This window comes from Azoarcus sp. DD4, from assembly GCF_006496635.1.
In the GTDB taxonomy this organism is placed as follows: domain Bacteria; phylum Pseudomonadota; class Gammaproteobacteria; order Burkholderiales; family Rhodocyclaceae; genus Azoarcus.
The window spans coordinates 4,196,056-4,213,276 of record NZ_CP022958.1 but is presented as its reverse complement, the minus strand read 5'-3'; the positions used below and the strand labels follow the sequence as shown (position 1 = coordinate 4,213,276).

Here is a 17,221-nt window from a genome sequence, read left to right as displayed (position 1 = left end):
CAGCGTGAGCGCCATTGCAGACATCCTTGCAGCAACCGACATGTCTGCGCCGGCCCGCCATGCGGTGGCCCGCGCCGCACTGCTCGCGGGGGAAACCGGCGCCCGCTTCGGCGTGACGCATGTCGTCAGTCTGGGTGCGCTCGATGCGCTGCGCGGCCTGCTGGCCGCGTCGGCGGACGAAGTCACCGCGCGCCTGCTCGACGAAGCACGCGACCAGGTCGGTCAGCTGGCGGCCGAGATCGGCAAGCGCTATGGCGTCACCGCCGATGTGCATCTCGCCGTGGGGTCGGTGCTTGGCGAGATTGCAGCCCGTGCCGATGCGGTCGATGCCGGCTTGCTGGTGATGGGCGCGCGGGGCGCTGGTTTCATGCGCGAGCTGCTGGTCGGCTCGACCACCGAACGGGTCCTGCGCAAGCTCTCGCGGCCGCTGCTGGTGGTGCGCCAGATTGCGCACGAGCCCTATCGCCGGGTGCTGGTCCCGGTCGACTTCTCGGTGCGCTCGCTGGCGTCCCTGCGTCTTGCGCGGGCGGTGGCGCCGCAGGCAGACCTGATTCTCCTGCATGCCTTCGAGGTGCCCTTCGAGGGCAAGTTGCGGCTGGCCGGGGTTGAAGAGGATGCGGTGCATGGTTTGCGGGTGGCAGCCAAGCGCGCGGCGATCGAGCGCATCAACGCGCTGGTCGCGGCGGCGGGCCTGGAGGATGCCGGCGTGCGCCGCATCGTGCTGCACGGCGAGCCGTCCACGCTCATCCTCGAGCAGGAGCAGGAACAGGACTGCGACCTCATCGTGATCGGCAAACATGGCCAAAGCATGCTTGAAGACATGCTGCTGGGCAGTGTTACCAAGCATGTGCTGGCGCGTGCCGCCGCCGATGTACTGGTGGCGGATCGGTCGTCGGCCTGAGGCGGGCAGGGCCGCCGGTTTTGGCGGGGCGCCGGGCGGGGGCTAAACTGCAGGCTTGGCCGCGGGTCCGTCGCGGCAGCCGGAGTCAGAATGAAAACCGAACACGCCCCCACCATCGCGCGCGCCGATTACCGGCCGCTGTCCTGGACGGTCGAACGCATCGACCTCCACTTCCAGCTCGATCCCACCGCTACCGTCGTCACCAGCCGCATGGTCTGTGTCCGCAACGCAGAGGCCGAGCCCGGCCCGATCCGGCTGTGGGGTGAGGAGCAGGAACGGCTGTCGCTGACGGTGGACGGCGCCGCACCCAAGGCGCTGCGCGAAGCCGGTACGCTGCTGGAGATCGATGCCGACGGCGAGCGCGTGCTGGTCGAGGTGCAAAGCCGTATCGACCCCAAGGCCAACACCACCTTGTCCGGCCTCTACCTCTCCAACGGCGGCTTCTTTACCCAGTGCGAGGCCGAAGGCTTTCGCCGCATCACCTGGTTCCCGGACCGTCCGGACGTGATGGCGCGCTACACCGTCACGCTGGAGGCCGACCGCACCGCCTGCCCGGTGCTGCTGTCCAACGGTAACCTGCTCGAAGCCGGCGAACTGCCCGGCGGCCGCCACTACGCGAAATGGGAAGACCCCTTCCCCAAGCCGTCCTACCTGTTCGCGCTGGTGGCGGCAAAGCTGGTGGCGCTGGAGCGCGAGGTCGACACTGCCTCCGGCCGCAAGGTGCTGCTGCAGGTGTGGGTGGAGGAGGGTAACCTCGACCGCTGCGAGCACGCGATGGAGTCGCTGGTGCATTCGATGCGCTGGGACGAGGAGACCTTCGGCCTGGAACTCGATCTCGACCGCTTCATGATCGTGGCCGTCGCCGACTTCAACATGGGCGCGATGGAGAACAAGGGGCTGAACATCTTCAACACCAAGTTCGTGCTCGCCAAACCCGATACCGCCACCGACGTCGATTACGAGAACGTCGAGAGCGTGGTCGCCCATGAGTACTTCCACAACTGGACGGGCAATCGCGTCACCTGCCGCGACTGGTTCCAGCTGACCTTGAAGGAAGGCCTCACCGTTTTCCGCGACCAGCAGTTCTCGGCCGACATGCTGGCGCGTGCCGCGGGGCCGGAAGGCGCCGCTTCGGCGCGGGCGGTCAAGCGCATCGACGATGTCCGCGTGCTGCGCGCCGCGCAGTTCCCGGAGGATGCCGGGCCGATGGCGCATCCGATCCGCCCCGACAGCTACCAGGAGATCAACAACTTCTACACCGCCACGGTGTACGAGAAGGGCGCCGAGGTCATCCGCATGCTGCACACCCTGCTGGGGCCGGAGGGCTTTCGCAACGGCATGGATCTCTACTTCAGCTACCACGATGGTCAGGCGGTGACCTGCGACGACTTCGTCGAGGCGATGTCGGAGGCCAACAACGGCTTCGACCTCGACCAGTTCATGAACTGGTATGGCCAGGCCGGCACGCCGAGGGTCAAGGCGGGCGGCAGCTGGAACGCCGCGGACGGCAGCTACACGCTGACGCTGGCCCAGCACACCCCGTCGACACCCGGCCAGGCACTCAAGGAGGCGCTGGTGATCCCGCTCGCGCTCGGCCTGATCGGCCCGGACGGCAAGGATCTGCCGCTGCAGCTCGACGGTGAGAAACCGTCGGGCGCCACCACCCGCGTGCTGACCCTCACCGAGTCGGAGCAGACGTTCCGCTTCGTCGGCCTCGCCGCCGAGCCGGTGCCGTCGCTGTTGCGCGGCTTCTCGGCGCCGGTCATCCTTGAACTGGATGAGGATGATGCCCGGCTCGGCTTCCGCATGGCGCATGACGCCGATCCCTTCAATCGCTGGGATGCGGCGCAGCGCTACGCCGAACGCGTGGTTCTGGCGCTCGCAGCCGGGCGCGATATGGCGGCGCCGGCAAGCTTCGTCGGCGCTTTCCGTGCGCTGCTCACCGATGCTTCGCTCGATCCGGCTTTCCGCGCCCAGGCTGCGGCCCTGCCGGGCGAGGCCTATCTGCTCGAACGCATGGCACCGGCCGACCCGGCTGCGCTGCGCGCCGCCCTTGCCGGGCTCATGCGTCAACTCGGCAGCGAGCTCGCGGCCGACTGGCTGGCACTGTTCGAATCGATGCGGGTACCGGGGGCTTATCGCTACCATCCGGCGGACGCCGGCAAGCGTGCGCTGGGCAATCTCGCGCTGCGCTACCTCGCCGCCGCGAACGACGCGCAGGGGCTGGTCCACGCCCAGACCGCCTTCGCGCAGGCCGGCAACATGACCGAACGCTTCGGCGCACTCGCCGCGCTGGTGCAGAGCGCCAGTCCGGCGCGCGATGCGGCGTTGGCCGCCTTCCACGCGCGCTATCGCGACGACGCCCTGGTGCTGGACAAGTGGTTCGCCTTGCAGGCCGGCGCCTGGCGCTGGGACGCGGGGAGCGAGCCGACGCTGGTACGGGTGAAGCAGTTGATGGCCGATCCGGCCTTCAGTCTGGCCAACCCCAACAAGGTCTACGCGCTGCTGGGCACCTTCTTCCGCGCCAATGCGGGCGAGTTTCACGCGGCTGACGGCAGCGGCCATGCCTTCTGGGCGGAGCAAGTGATCGCGCTCGACGCGAAGAACCCGCAGGTAGCGGCGCGCATGGCGCGCGCGCTGGAGAACTGGAAGCGCTACACGCCGGCGCTGCAGGCGAGCATCCGGCCGCAACTCGAGCGCGTGCTGACGAGCGAGGGGCTGTCGCCCGACGTCGAAGAGGTGATCGGCAAGGCGCTGGGCTGATTACGCCCCGCTGCAGCCGGGCGGCTCACCCGGCTGCAGCGCTCAATTGACGGCGATATCGCCTGCGATGTAGCTGGACAGATGGCGGATGGTGGCCTGCTGCTGGCTCACCACCGACTTCACCATGTCGCCGATGGTGACGATGCCGACGATGCGGCCGTGGTCGACCACCGGGAGGTGGCGGAAACGGTTCTCGGTCATGATGTTCATGACCTCGTCCACCGTGTGCGCCGGCGTTACCGTGCAAGGATTGGGGGTCATCAGCTCGCTGATCTGCACGTCGCGCGATCCCAGCCCCTTCAACACCACTTTGCGGGCGTAGTCGCGCTCGGTGAAGATGCCGACCAGCCGGTCGTTGTCGGTGACGATCACCGAGCCGACGTCATGCTCGGCCATTACGCCGAGTGCCTCGAAAACCGAACACGCGGGGCTGACCGCCAAGGTCTTGTTGCCCTTTTCTTCCAGAATCTGTTTCACGGTTACGGACATCTGCATCTCCCTCGCAGGCATGGTGAAAGCGCCGCTGTGCACGGCACGCTTTAACCATAGCTTGGTACGTGGCTTTTGCAGACGCAACAAGGGCGAACCCTGATGCCGCGTCGCGGTTGCCGGCAAACGGGGGCTGGTCCGTCCGCAGCGTCAGATTTCGATGTTGTCGATCAGGCGGGTACGGCCGAGGCGGGCGGCAGCCAGCACCACCAGCGGATCGTCGGCATGCACCGGCGGCTGCAGGTCGGCCTGACGGCGGATGGCGATGTAGTCCGGCGCCCAGCCGCAGGCTTCGAGTTCGGCCATCGCTTCGGTTTCGAGCTTGAGGAAGTCGTGGTCGCCGGCGCGCACCGCATCCCGGATGCGCGACAGCAGGGCGTAGAGGCGCGGCGCCTCGGCGCGCTCGCCGGCCGACAGGTAACCGTTGCGCGAGGACAGCGCGAGGCCGTCGTCGGCGCGCACGGTGTCGCCCGGCAGCACTTCGATGGGCATGGCGAATTCGCGCACCATGTTGGAGAGCACCATCAGCTGCTGGTAGTCCTTCTTGCCGAACAGCGCGACGTCGGGCTGCACGATGTTGAGCAGCTTCAGCACCACCGTGGCGACGCCGCGGAAGTGGCCGGGGCGGAACTCGCCGTCGAGAATGGACACCTGCGCCGGCGCCGGGTCGACGTGGTAGCGCTGCGGCTGGGGGTACATCTCGGTCTCGTCGGGCGCGAACAGGTGCTTGACGCCGGCTGCCTCCAGCCGCTCGCAGTCGGCCTGCAGCGTGCGCGGGTACTTGTCGAAGTCCTCGTTGGGGCCGAACTGCAGGCGGTTCACGAAGATGCTGGCGATCACGCAGTCGGCATGCTGGCCGGCCTGGCGCATCAACGCGATGTGGCCGTCGTGCAGGTTGCCCATGGTCGGGACGAGGGCGACGCGGCCGGCCTGGGAGCGCGCGGCGCGCAGGCTGGCGATGGTGTGATGGATCTGCATGCGGGCAACCCGTGCGTTCAGTAGCAGTGTTCCGGCGCCGGGAAGGTGCCGTCCTTCACCGCGGCGACATAGGCGGCGACCGCTGCGTCGATGCTGTCGGCGCCGGCCATGAAGTTTCTGACGAAGCGGGCCTTCTTGCCGGGATAGACGCCGATCATGTCGTGCAGCACCAGCACCTGGCCGTCGCAATCGGCACCGGCGCCTATGCCTATGGTGGCCATGCTGGAGAGGCTGGCTGTGATGTCCTTGGCGACGGCGGCCGGCACCATCTCCATCACCATCAGCGCCGCGCCCGCCTGTTCCAGCGCCAGCGCATCGGCCTTGAGCTGCGCCGCGCCCTCTTCGCTGCGACCCTGCACGCGGTAACCGCCGAGCTGGTGCACCGACTGCGGGGTGAGGCCGATGTGGGCGCACACCGGCACGCCGCGCTCGACCAGGAAGCGCACCGTCTCGGCCATGAAGGCGCCGCCTTCGAGCTTGACCATCTCGGCGCCGGCCGCCATCAGCCGGGCGGCGTTGCGCATCGCCTGCTCCGGGCTTTCCTGGTAGCTGCCGAAGGGCATGTCGGTGACGACGAAGGGGCGGCTGCTGCCGCGTACCACGCATTCGGTGTGGTAGGCCATATGTTCGAGGGTGACCGGCAGTGTGGACTTCTGGCCCTGCAGCACGTTGCCGAGTGAATCGCCGATCAGCAGCACGTCCACGCCATTGCGCTCAAGCAGTGCAGCAAAGCTGGCGTCGTAGCAGGTGAGCATCGCGATCTTGCGGCCCTCGGCGCGCATCTTGCCGAGTTCGAAGAGCGTGACGGGCTTGTCGTCCTGAAGGTAGCTCATGGCAGACTCCATTGAGGAGGCGGAAGTTTTCCCCAAACTGGTGCAATGCACAAGTCCGGATAAGCTTATTGGTGCGCGGAGGGGTCAGCCGGCGTAGCCGAAGAACTCCCGGTAACTACGCATATTGCGTAAGCGGTCGAGCAGTAGCTCGAAATCCTCGTCGTGATCGACGGGGTTGAGCACGCCGGCATCGACGACGAAGAGCGGGGAGGCGTCGTACTCGTAGAAGAAGCGCGCGTAGCGCTCGGCGACGCGTTCGAGGTAGGTCTCGGTGATGCGGCGCTCGGCGTCCATGCCGCGCTTGCGGATGCGCTCGGCCAGGGTCTCGGGTTTGGCCTGCAGGTAGATCACCAGGTCGGGCGTCGGCGGCGCGGCGGGTTTCATCGCGTCGAAGATGCGGCGGTAGAGCGCGAGTTCGTCGTCGGTGAGATTGAGGGTCGCGAACAGCGGATCCTTTTCCAGGATGAAGTCCGACACGACCCGGCGCCCTTCGGTCTGGTCGTTCGCGTGGGTTCCCAACTGGTCGAAGCGCTGAAACAGGAAGGACAGCTGCGTGGCCAGCGCCCAGCGGTCGGAACCCTGGTAGAAGCGGCCCAGGAAGGGATTGGCCTCGGGTTGCTCGAACATCGTCTCGGCCGGCAACCGCTCGGCCAGCCGCCGTGCGAGCGAGGTCTTGCCGGCGCCGATCGGACCTTCGACGACAATGTAGCGGGCCTTGTCGAGCATGGTGGGCCTAGTTGCGGAAGATGAAATAGACCGCGCCCAGCATACACAAGGCTGCCCAGAGGTAGTCAAGCTTGAGCGGCTGCTTCATGTAGAGCACGACGAAGGGTACGAACACCAGCAGGGTGATCACTTCCTGCATGATCTTGAGCTGCGCGAGATTGAGCGAGCCGGCGCCGATGCGGTTGGCCGGCACCTGCAGCAGGTATTCGAACAGCGCGATGCCCCAGCTCACCAGCGCGGCGACGTACCACGCTCGGGTCTGCATGTTCTTCAGGTGGCCGTACCAGGCGAAGGTCATGAAGACGTTGGAGGCGGTGAGCAGCAGGGTGGTCTGCAGCCAGATGGGTACGGCCTGCAGCGAGCCGGTGGCGGTCTGTATCCAGGCGTTCATGCGGAAGCCTTCAGAGTCGGGCGATGGCCTGATCGGCCACGGTGGCGAGAAGCGCTGCGACGCTGCCGTGGCCGGGGATTGCCGCGTCAGGAGCGATGTCGGCCAGCGGGCGCAGCACGAAGGCGCGCAGGTGCATGCGCGGGTGCGGAACCACGAGGCCGGGTTCGCTCACCACCGCGTGGCCGTGCAGCAGCAGGTCGAGATCCATGGTGCGAGGGGCGAGGTGGAAGTCGCGGGTGCGGCCGCCTTCGAGTTCGATCGCCAGCAGGGCATCCAGCAGGGCGCGCGGTGCAAGCGTCGTGTCGAGCGCGATGACTGCGTTGATGTAGTCGGGCTGACCGGCGACACCTACCGGGGCGGTGCGGTAGAGCGGGGAGTGCGCAGCGACGCGGGTGCCGGGCAGGGCGGCGAGCCGTTCGAGCGCCAGGGCGAGGGCGGCGGCCGGATCGCCGAGGTTGGCTCCGAACGCCACAAAGGCGCGTACCGGGGCGCTTACCGGCACACCCAAGGGAGGCGCACGCCGTTCGGGTGGCCGTGCGGCGGCACTCATCAGGACGTCTCGGCGGGGACGGCTCCGGCGTCGGCGCCCGGCTTGCGGCGGCGCCGGCGGCGCTTCTTGGCAGGCGTCGCTTCGACCTGCGGCGCATCGCGCAGCAGCGCGTCGCGCTCGTCGTGACCGGCATGGGCGAAGCGGTCCCACCATTCCGGGACGTCCAGCGGAAGCTCGCCCGACTGCGCGCGCAGACGCAGGAAATCCCAGCCGGCGCGGTAGCGCGGCTGTTCGATCAGGCGATAGGGCATCTTGCCGGAACGCTTGTCGAAGCGCGGCTGCAGCGCCCAGATGTCCTTGATGTCGCCGACGATGCGGCGGGTGATCGCGAGCTTGCCGGCCTGGGCGTCGAGCACCTCGTCCATCGCCTCGAAAAGGGCGGGCTGGGCGTGCTCGCCGGCGCGCTTCCTGGTTTCCCAGCTGGCCAGCACTTCGTGCCACAGCAGGGTCGCGAAGAGGAAACCGGGCGATACCGGTTTGTCCTGGCGCACGCGCTCGTCGGTGTTTTCCAGCGACAGCCAGACGAAGCGTTCGCCCATCGGCTGCTCGAGGATGACGTCGAGCAGGGGCAGCAGGCCGTGATGCAGGCCTTCCTCGCGCAGCTGCTTGAGGCACTTCACCGCGTAGCCGGAGAACAGCAGCTTGAGCATCTCGTCGAACAGCCGTGCTGCCGGCACGTTTTCCAGCAGTACCGCCATCTCGCGGATGGGCTGGCGCGCGGCCGGGTCGATGCTGAGGCCGAGCTTGGCGCCCAGCCGCACTGCGCGCAGCATCCGCACCGGGTCTTCGCGGTAGCGGGTGCGCGGATCGCCGATCATCCGCAGGGTCTTCTGCTTGAGGTCGGCGACACCGTGGTGGTAGTCGACGATGGTCTCGGTGCCCGGGTCGTAATACAGCGCGTTGACGGTGAAATCGCGCCGGGTGGCGTCCTCTTCCTGCGAGCCGAACACGTTGTCGCGCAGCACGCGGCCGTGCTCGTCGGTTTCGGTGGATTCGGCGTCCTGCAGTGCGCGGAAGGTGGAAACCTCGATGGTTTCGGGCCCGCTCATCACGTGCACGATCTTGAAGCGGCGGCCGATGATGCGGGCCCGGCGGAACAGCGCCCGCACCTCTTCCGGCGTGGCGCTGGTGGCGACGTCGTAGTCCTTGGGCGGGTGGCCGATCAGCAGGTCGCGGACGGCGCCGCCGACGACGAAGGCCTTGTGGCCATGTTCCTGCAGCACGTTGCAGACCTTGCGCGCCGCGGGCGACAGCTGTTCGCGGCGGATGCCGTGCTGCTCGACGGGAATGAGAGCGGGTTCGGGGCGAATGGTCGGCGCGGCGCGGGTAAAGACCTTGCGCAGCAGTTTGCGGATCATCGGCGGATCAGGGGTTCGGGCGACATGAGCCCGCAATCATAACTGATGACGCCGCTCAACGTAGCGAGATTACCGGCCAGCCGTGCGCCTGGGCGTGGGCGCGCAGGGTGTCGTCGGGATCGACGGCCACCGGGTTGGAAACCCGCGACATGAGCGGCAGGTCGTTGTGGGAGTCGCTGTAGAACCAGCTGCGCTCGAAGCTGCCGAAATAGAGGCCGAGCGATTCCAGCCAGCTTTCCACCCGTTCGATCTTGCCGGCCTTGAAGGCCGGCATGCCGCGCGGTTTGCCGGTGAAGGCGCCGTTCTCGTGCGCCGGAATGGTGGCGACCAGGTGGGGGATACCGAACTCGCGCACGATGGGGCCGGTGACGAAGCTGTTGGTGGCGGTCACGACCGCGACCACGGCGCCGCGCTCGAGGTGCTCGTCGACCAGCTGGCGCGCCTTGGTGGTGATCATCGGCCGGATCGAGCCGTCGAGGAATTCGCGATGCCAGGCGTCGAGCTGGGCGCGCGGATGGCGCGCGAGTGGCGCGAGCTGGAAGTCGAGGAACTCGAAGATATCCAGCGTGCCGGCCTTGTACTGCTCGTAGAAGGCGACGTTCCTGGCTTCCTGCACCTCGCGGTCGAGCACGCCCTTGGCGATCAGGAACTGGGCCCAGGCGAAGTCGGAATCGCCATTGAGCAGGGTGTTGTCGAGGTCGAAGAGTACGAGGTCCACGAAAGCGTTTCCGTAAGCGGTGAATGGTTGTGCCGGATCAGATCGCCAGGCCCTGCTGCATCATCTCGCGCAGCAGCGGCAGGGTGACGGGGCGCTTGCGCTCCAGCGAGGCGGCGTCGAGCGCGTCGAGCACCGCGAGCAGGCTGGGCAGGTCGCGGCGGCCGTGGCGCAGCAGGAAGTCGACGACTTCGTCGGCCAGGCGCAGGCCTCGGCGCTCGGCAAGTGCAACCAGGATGGCGGCGCGCGAGTCGTCGTCGAGGGGCTGCACCTCGTAGATCAGACCCTGGCCGATGCGGGTGCGCAGGTCTTCCCGCAGCATCAGTTCCAGCGGTGCGCAGGGGCCGGCGAGCAGCAGCGACTGGCCGTTGCCGCGCGACCGGTTGAAGGCGTTGAAGAGGGCGATCTGCGCGTCGGCGCGGAGCTGGTCGATATCGTCGATGGCGAGCAGCGCAGCGGGGGTTTCCGGCAGGCTGTCGCCTATTTCGGCGGCGGCGATCAGGTGCATCGGGCGCTGTTGGCCGGTCGCGAGTGCCGCGGTCGCGCGCAACAGGTGGCTGCGGCCGCTGCCGCTGGCGCCCCACAGGTAGAGATGGGGCGAGGGCAGGGCGTCCTTGCCGGTCGGGTCCGCCAGCAGGGCAAGCGTTGCGACGAGTTCCGCATTGGTGCCGGCGACGAAGTTGTCCAGCGTCGGGGGCGCGTCGGGGCGGATGTCGAGTGTGAGCTGTTTCACCGGCTGGTGTCCTCTGGACCGAGCGGGGTAGGGGGCGTGATCTGCGGGCCGCTGCCGAGGTAGAGCGCGCTGGCGAACCAGGCCGTCTTCACCTCGCGCAAGCCGACCAGCAGCGCGGCGCTGGCGGGCAGGGCGATCAGCACGCCGACGAAGCCGAACAGCTGGCCGAAGGCCATCAGCGCGAAGATGACCGCCAGTGGATGCAGGCCGATGCGCTCGCCGACCAGGTAGGGGGTGAGCGCGAAGCTCTCGATCAGCTGGCCCAGACCATACACCACGGCGACGCCGATCAGCGGCGACCAGCCGTCGCCCTGCAGCAGTGCGGCAAGGATGGCAAGCACCAGACCGCCGCCGAAGCCGACGTAAGGGATGAAGACCAGCAGGCCGGTGATCACGCCGACCGGCAGTGCGAAATTGAGGCCCGCCAACCACAGGCCGAGGCTGTAGTAGATGGCGAGCAGCAGCATCACCGACAGTTGCCCGCGCAGGAATTCCGACAGTACCGAGTCGATGTCGCGGATGACGCGCATCGTGCGATCCAGCCACGGGCGCGGCACCACGTGCTGCAGGCCGGCCAGCAGGCGCGGCCATTCCTGCAGCAGGTAGAACATCACCACCGGGATCAGGAAGAGGTTGGCGACCAGGCCGATGATGGCCAGTCCGCCGGTCTTGAGATGGCCGAGCAGCACCGGGATGACGTCCTGCGCGGCGTCGGCGTGCTGGGTGAGCCACTTGCGGGCCTGCCCGGCATCGAGCTGCAACCGGATGCCGAGATGCTCGCGCAGCAGCGGCGACATACGTTCGTTGAAAATTTCCACCAGGTCGGGCAGGCGCTGGATCAGCGTCACCGCCTCGCGGTAGAGCATGGGTACCAGGATCAGCGTCAGCGCGATCAGGATCAGCGCGAGCGCGGTGATCACCAGCAGGACCGCCGCCGGCCGCGGCGTGCGCCGGGCCGCCATCCAGTTCACCGCCGGATCGCAGATGTACGCGAATACCGCAGCCACCACGAAGGGCGCAAGGATGGGGGACAGCAGCCAGAACAGGCCGACGAGTGCCAGCCCGGCGCCGGCCCAGGCGGCGGTTTGCAGGCGGTCGGCGCGGGCTAGGCTCATTTGGGCGTATCGGACGGGGCGCAAGGGGATGAATGGATGCGTGCGGGCAACAGCCGACGCGAGAAAGGGGGTGTCACAGGGGGTATTTCAAGTAAAATCGCGCACTTGGCGTGGGGCTCGGGTAGCCCCGCGGACCCGTAACTGTAGCCAGTTGGCGTTGCAGCCTCAAGCCTTATGCATTCGGGCTGGCGCCGACCCCGCATCCTGCAAGCCAGAGGACCGATCTTGAGCGTTTCCAATTCCGCCTCCCCAAGCTCCCTTTCCTATCGCGACGCCGGTGTCGATATCGAGGCGGGCGACGCCCTCGTCGATCGCATCAAGCCCTTTGCCAAGCGCACGATGCGGCCCGAGGTGCTCGGCGGCATCGGCGGCTTCGGCGCGCTGTTCGAGCTGTCGAAGAAGTTCAAGGAGCCGGTGCTGGTGTCGGGCACCGACGGCGTCGGCACCAAGCTCAAGCTCGCCTTCCACTTGAACAAGCACGACACCGTCGGCCAGGATCTGGTGGCGATGAGCGTGAACGATATCCTGGTGCAGGGCGCCGAGCCGCTGTTCTTCCTCGACTACTTCGCCTGCGGCAAGCTCGATGTCGACACCGCCGCCGACGTGGTCAAGGGCATCGCCCAGGGCTGCGAACTCGCCGGCTGCGCGCTGATCGGCGGCGAAACCGCCGAGATGCCGAGCATGTACCCCGAAGGCGAATACGATCTCGCCGGCTTCGCCGTGGGCGCGGTGGAAAAGGCCGACATCATCGACGGCTCGAAGATCGTGCCGGGCGACGTGGTGCTGGGTCTCGCTTCCAGCGGCGCGCACTCCAACGGCTATTCGCTGGTGCGCAAGATCATCGAGGTGGCCAAGCCCGACCTCGACGCCGATTTCCACGGCCGCAAGTTCCGCGACGTGGTGATGGAGCCCACCCGCATCTACGTCAAGCCGCTGCTCGCGCTGATGCAGGCGATGCCGGGCGTGGTGAAGGGCATGGCCCACATCACCGGCGGCGGCATCACCGAGAACGTGCCGCGCATCCTGCGCGACGAACTCACCGCCCGCATCGACGCCGCCAGCTGGACGCTGCCGCCGCTGTTTCAGTGGCTGCAGCAGGCCGGCAACGTCGACATCCAGGAAATGTACCGGGTGTTCAACTGTGGCATCGGCATGGCGGTGGTGGTGGCGGCCGATGTCGCCGATGCGGTGGCCGCGCAGCTCACCGCTGCCGGCGAAACCGTGTACCGCATCGGCCGCATCGACAGCCGCAAGGACGGCGAAGCCCAGACCATCGTCGCCTGAGCGTTTGCCCGGCCTGCTGACGCCGGCGCCGTGCCTTGCGGTGTCGGCGCATCCCCTGCAACTTGTCGGACGCCGGGCTGTCTTGGTTTGATCGCTGGCGCGCGGCTACCCCCCGCGCCGCTTTTCCCACCCGGCCCCGTCGACGTCCTGCGGCGCGGGGCAATCTCGCTGCCCTGCCCATGTCCGCTCGTCGTCCCGTCGTTCTTGCCGTGTGTGCCGCCGGTCTTGTCGCCCTCGGTGGCTATGCCTGGTACGCCAACCGTGGCACGTCGACTGCGCCCGCGGTCAATGGCAGCGATGCTTCGGCGGCCGCGCAGCTGGTGCCGGTCGAGGTCGAGGCGGTGCCGGTGGAGACGCGCAGCATGCCGGACGACGTCACCGCGGTCGGTACCCTGGTGTCCAACGAATCGGTGATCCTGCGGCCCGAGGTTGCCGGACGCATCGCCCGCATCCATTTCCGCGAAGGCGCGCCCGTCGCCAGGGGGACGGTGCTGGTCGAGCTGGATGCCGCGGTCCAGCTTGCCGAGCTGCAGCAGGCCAAGGCCAACCTGGCGCTGGCCGAAGCCAATTTCCGGCGCAGCGAGGATCTTTTCGCGCGCAACTTCGTCAGCCAGAGCGCGCGCGAAGAGGCCGCCTCCAGGCTGGAAGTGGCGCGCGCCAACAGCGCGCTGGCGGCGGCGCATTTCGAGCGCACCCGCATCCGCGCACCCTTCGACGGCGTGCTCGGCATCCGCAATGTCAGTGTCGGCGACTACATCAAGGAGGGCGAGGTGCTGGTGAACATCGAGGACATCGGCACGCTCAAGGTCGATTTCCGCCTGCCCGAGCTCTACCTGCAGCGCATCCGTCCAGGCCAGACGCTGGAGGTCACCAGCGATGCGCTGCCGTCGGCGCGCTTCGAGGCGACGGTGGATGCGATCGACCCGCTGGTGGATGCGCAGGGGCGTTCGGTGGTGATGCGCGCCAAGCTGCCCAACCCCAAGTCGGTGCTGCGCCCGGGCATGTTCGCCCGTGTGCGCCTGCTGCTGCAGGAGCGGCTGGACGTGGCGGTGGTGCCCGAGGAGGCGCTGGTGCCGGCGCCGGGCAATGTGCAGTTCGTCTATCGCATCGAGGGCGGCAAGGCGCAGCGCGTCGACGTCAAGACCGGCGCGCGGCGCGATACCGTGGTCGAGGTGACGGACGGCGTGGCGCCGGGCGACATGGTCGTCACCGCCGGCCACCTCAAGCTGCGCCATGGTGCGCCGGTGCGGGTGGTGCCGCCGGTGGCCGCGGCGGCGAACGCCGGCTGAGGCGCGGGCGATGGTCCTGTCCGAGATCTGCATCAAGCGCCCGGTGTTCGCCACCGTGCTGTCGCTGATGGTGCTGCTGATCGGCCTGATGTCGTATTCGCGGCTCACCGTCCGCGAGTACCCCAACATCGACGAACCGGTGGTCACGGTCGACACCACCTACACCGGCGCCAGCGCCGAGATCGTCGAATCCCAGGTCACCAAACCGCTGGAAGACTCGCTCGCCGGCATCGAGGGCGTCGACGTGCTGTCCTCGATCAGCCGCCAGGAGCGCAGCCAGATCACCGTGCGTTTCCGCATCGAACGCGACGCCGACAGCGCCGCCGCCGACGTGCGCGACCGTGTCTCGCGGGTGCGCCGGCGCCTGCCGGACGATGTCGAGGAGCCGGTGATCGCCAAGGTCGAGGCCGATGCCAGCCCCATCATCTGGGTGGCCTTCGCGTCCGACCGCCATTCGCCGCTGGAGATGAGCGATGTCGCCAGCCGCATCATCAAGCCGCGGCTGCAGACGCTGCCGGGGGCGGCCGACGCCCGGGTGTACGGCGAGCGCCGCTACTCGATGCGGATCTGGCTGGATCGCGACCGCCTCGCCGCCTTCGGCCTGACGCCGCAGGACGTCGAGGACGCCATCCGCCGCCAGAACATCGAACTGCCGGCCGGCCGCATCGAGAGCCGTGAGCGCGAGTTCGCGGTGGTGGCGCGTACCGATCTCGCCGAGCCGCAGCAGTTCGAGGCGGTGGTGGTGCGCCAGGCCGCCACGCCAGACGGCTATCCGGTACGTATCCGCGACATCGGCCGGGTCGAGGTGGCGGCGGCCAACGAACGCACCGCGGTGCGCTTCATGGGCAAGCCGGCGATTTCGCTCGGGCTGATCAAACAGTCCACCGCCAACCCGCTCGATCTCAAGCGCGGTCTGGTGGAGCTGCTGCCACAACTCGAGGCCGAGTTGCCGGAAGGCATGTCGATGACCATCGCCAACGACACCACGGTATTCATCGAGCGGTCGATCGAGTCGGTCTTCTCCACCATCTGGGAAGCGGTGCTGCTGGTGGCGGTGGTGTGCTTCTTCTTCCTGCGCAACTGGCGGGCGATGCTGGTGCCGCTGGTGACCATTCCGGTATCGCTGGTGGGTGCCTTCGCGCTGATGTTCCTGTTCGGCTTCTCGATCAACACGCTGACCCTGCTCGCCCTGGTGCTGGCGATCGGCCTGGTGGTGGACGACGCCATCGTGGTGCTGGAGAACATCTACCGCCACGTCGAGGACGGCATGGCGCCGCTGGCGGCGGCCTTCCGCGGCGCCAAGGAGATCGGCTTCGCGGTGGTGGCGATGACGATCACGCTGGCCGCGGTGTATGCGCCGGTGGCCTTCATGACCGGGCGCACCGGCAAGCTCTTCACCGAGTTCGCGCTCACCCTGGCCGGAGCGGTGATCGTGTCCGGCTTCGTCGCGCTGACGCTGTCGCCGATGATGTGCTCGAAGCTGCTGCGTCACGACAGGAAGCACGGCCGCGTCTACAACGCCATCGAAGCTTTCCTCGAGTGGCTGACCCAGGGTTATCGCAGCGTACTGGTGACCATGCTGGCGCGGCGCTGGGTGGTGATGCTGGGCTTCGCCGTCGTGGCCGGAAGCTCGCTGCTGCTGCTCGGCCAGCTCAAGTCCGAACTCGCACCGGTGGAGGATCGCGGTCGTGTCGTCGCCATCTTCTCCGGACCCGAGGGCGCAACCATCGATTACATGGCGCGCTATGCGGCACAGATCGAGCGCATCTACAGCCAGACCTCCAATGTCGACCGCTACCTGGTGATTGCGGGCAATCCGACGGTGTCGCAGGGCATCTCCTTCGTCGGCTTCACCGACTGGGCTCAACGCGAGCGCAGTGCGATGCAGATTGCCGCCGAACTGCAGCCGCAGCTGCGCGCCATCACCGGTATCAATGCCTTTCCGGTGCTGCCGGCATCGTTTGGGCAGAGTCCGCGCGTGCGGCCGGTGAGCTTCGTCATCGCCACCTCGGCCTCGTACGAGGAACTGGCCGCTTACACGGAGCGCATGCTCGACGAGATGCGCAAACATCCCGGCTTCCTGTCGCCGGACACCGATCTCAAGCTCACCACACCGGAACTCGCCGTCGATGTCGACCGTGACAAGGCGGCCGACCTCGGCGTGTCCATCGACGTCATCGGCCGCACGCTGGAGACCATGCTCGGCGGCCGCCAGGTCACCCGCTACAAGAAGGATGCCGAGCAATACGACGTGGTGGTACAGGTCGAGGCCGGCAACCGCGCCGGTCCGCGCGACATCCGCGACATCTTCGTGCGCGGCAAGAGCGGCGAGATGATCCCGCTGGCCAACCTGGTGCAGGTACGCGAGACGGTGAGCCCGCGCGAGCTCAACCACTTCGGCCAGCGCCGTGCCGTCACCGTCACCGCCAACCTCGCGCCCGGCTTTGCGCTGGGCGAGGCGCTGGACTACATGGACGCGGCCGCTGCCCGCATCCTGCCGGCCGGTTACTCCACCGACTACGACGGCATGTCGCGCGAGTACAAGACCAGCTCGGCCAGCCTCGCGCTTGCCTTCGTGCTGGCGCTGGCCTTCATCTACCTGGTGCTGGCGGCGCAGTTCGAGAGCTTCCGCGATCCGCTCATCATCATGCTGACGGTGCCGCTGTCGATGGCGGGCGCGCTGGCGGCGCTGTGGCTGGCTGGCGGCACGCTCAACGTCTACAGCCAGATCGGGCTGGTGACCCTGGTCGGACTCATCACCAAGCACGGCATCCTGATCGTCGAGTTCGCCAACCAGCTGCGCGATCAGGGCCAGGCCTTGCGCGAGGCGGTGGTCGAGGCCTCGGTGCTGCGGCTGCGCCCCATCCTGATGACCACCGGTGCCATGGTGCTGGGGGCGATCCCGCTGGCGCTGGCCGTCGGCGCCGGCGCCGAGAGCCGCCAGCAGATCGGCTGGGTGATCGTCGGCGGCCTCCTGCTCGGCACCTTCTTCACCTTGTTCGTGGTGCCCACGGTCTATACTCTGCTTGCTCGCCGCGAACGCGAGCACAGCACCGACCCCGCCGCCGCCGGTGCGGCAGGCTGAGAGCCGATACC

At 67.9% G+C, this 17,221-nt stretch carries 15 protein-coding genes; 5 read left to right on the top strand and 10 right to left on the bottom strand.

Translation table 11 applies throughout. The features are described 5' to 3' along the window. Positions 1-4: 4 nt before the first annotated feature. Together CJ010_RS19470 and pepN are read left to right on the top strand one after the other, a co-directional pair. Positions 5-901, top strand: a complete 897-nt coding sequence (locus tag CJ010_RS19470; RefSeq protein ID WP_141019590.1) for a universal stress protein — start codon at positions 5-7, stop codon at positions 899-901. A 90-nt stretch (positions 902-991) separates the two neighbouring features. Further along, entirely contained in the window at positions 992-3,664 is a 2,673-nt protein-coding gene (pepN, locus tag CJ010_RS19465; RefSeq protein ID WP_141019589.1) for an aminopeptidase N, read from the top strand. A gap of 42 nt (positions 3,665-3,706) precedes the next feature. On the opposite strand, the gene CJ010_RS19460 is transcribed toward pepN, so the two are convergent. The 10 genes from CJ010_RS19460 to CJ010_RS19415 form a co-directional block, all read right to left on the bottom strand. After that, positions 3,707-4,153, bottom strand: a complete 447-nt coding sequence (locus tag CJ010_RS19460) for a CBS domain-containing protein (protein WP_141019588.1) — start codon at positions 4,151-4,153, stop codon at positions 3,707-3,709. Between the two features lie 150 nt (positions 4,154-4,303). After that, the gene (gene panC / locus CJ010_RS19455) at positions 4,304-5,131 is read right to left on the bottom strand and encodes a pantoate--beta-alanine ligase (protein ID WP_141019587.1); all 828 of its coding nucleotides are present in this window, start codon (positions 5,129-5,131) and stop codon (positions 4,304-4,306) included. Between the two features lie 17 nt (positions 5,132-5,148). Continuing rightward, positions 5,149-5,964 (bottom strand): 3-methyl-2-oxobutanoate hydroxymethyltransferase, encoded by an 816-nt coding sequence (panB, locus tag CJ010_RS19450; protein WP_141019586.1) that lies wholly within the window; start codon positions 5,962-5,964, stop codon positions 5,149-5,151. 84 nt (positions 5,965-6,048) lie between these two features. Then, the gene (locus tag CJ010_RS19445; RefSeq protein ID WP_141019585.1) at positions 6,049-6,690 is read right to left on the bottom strand and encodes a deoxynucleoside kinase; all 642 of its coding nucleotides are present in this window, start codon (positions 6,688-6,690) and stop codon (positions 6,049-6,051) included. Positions 6,691-6,697: 7 nt separating this feature from the next. Then, positions 6,698-7,081: a DMT family protein gene (locus CJ010_RS19440; protein ID WP_141019584.1), complete on the bottom strand. Its 384-nt coding sequence runs from the start codon at positions 7,079-7,081 to the stop codon at positions 6,698-6,700. A 10-nt stretch (positions 7,082-7,091) separates the two neighbouring features. Further along, complete coding sequence (gene folK / locus CJ010_RS19435; RefSeq protein ID WP_141019583.1) at positions 7,092-7,631, bottom strand: 2-amino-4-hydroxy-6-hydroxymethyldihydropteridine diphosphokinase; 540 nt, start codon at positions 7,629-7,631, stop codon at positions 7,092-7,094. Then, a complete protein-coding gene (gene pcnB, locus CJ010_RS19430) occupies positions 7,631-8,989 on the bottom strand; it encodes a polynucleotide adenylyltransferase PcnB (RefSeq protein WP_141019582.1) in 1,359 nt (452 codons plus the stop codon). The genes folK and pcnB overlap by 1 nt, the downstream gene beginning before the upstream one ends. Positions 8,990-9,044: 55 nt before the next feature. Beyond that, positions 9,045-9,707 carry an HAD family phosphatase gene (locus CJ010_RS19425; protein WP_141019581.1) on the bottom strand — a complete coding sequence of 221 codons (663 nt, stop codon included), beginning with the start codon at positions 9,705-9,707 and terminating at the stop codon, positions 9,045-9,047. Between the two features lie 37 nt (positions 9,708-9,744). Next, positions 9,745-10,437 carry a DnaA regulatory inactivator Hda gene (gene hda / locus CJ010_RS19420; protein ID WP_141019580.1) on the bottom strand — a complete coding sequence of 231 codons (693 nt, stop codon included), beginning with the start codon at positions 10,435-10,437 and terminating at the stop codon, positions 9,745-9,747. Further along, positions 10,434-11,552 carry an AI-2E family transporter gene (locus CJ010_RS19415; protein WP_141019579.1) on the bottom strand — a complete coding sequence of 373 codons (1,119 nt, stop codon included), beginning with the start codon at positions 11,550-11,552 and terminating at the stop codon, positions 10,434-10,436. Before CJ010_RS19415 ends, hda begins: the two co-directional genes overlap by 4 nt. A 225-nt stretch (positions 11,553-11,777) precedes the next feature. Here CJ010_RS19415 and purM point away from each other — a divergent pair, with 225 nt between their 5' ends. From purM to CJ010_RS19400, 3 genes are all read left to right on the top strand, one after another. Then, complete coding sequence (gene purM, locus CJ010_RS19410; protein WP_141019578.1) at positions 11,778-12,836, top strand: phosphoribosylformylglycinamidine cyclo-ligase; 1,059 nt, start codon at positions 11,778-11,780, stop codon at positions 12,834-12,836. Positions 12,837-13,015: 179 nt separating this feature from the next. After that, a complete protein-coding gene (locus tag CJ010_RS19405; RefSeq protein WP_141019577.1) occupies positions 13,016-14,125 on the top strand; it encodes an efflux RND transporter periplasmic adaptor subunit in 1,110 nt (369 codons plus the stop codon). 10 nt (positions 14,126-14,135) lie between these two features. Continuing rightward, the gene (locus CJ010_RS19400; RefSeq protein ID WP_141019576.1) at positions 14,136-17,210 is read left to right on the top strand and encodes an efflux RND transporter permease subunit; all 3,075 of its coding nucleotides are present in this window, start codon (positions 14,136-14,138) and stop codon (positions 17,208-17,210) included. Positions 17,211-17,221 lie beyond the last annotated feature (11 nt).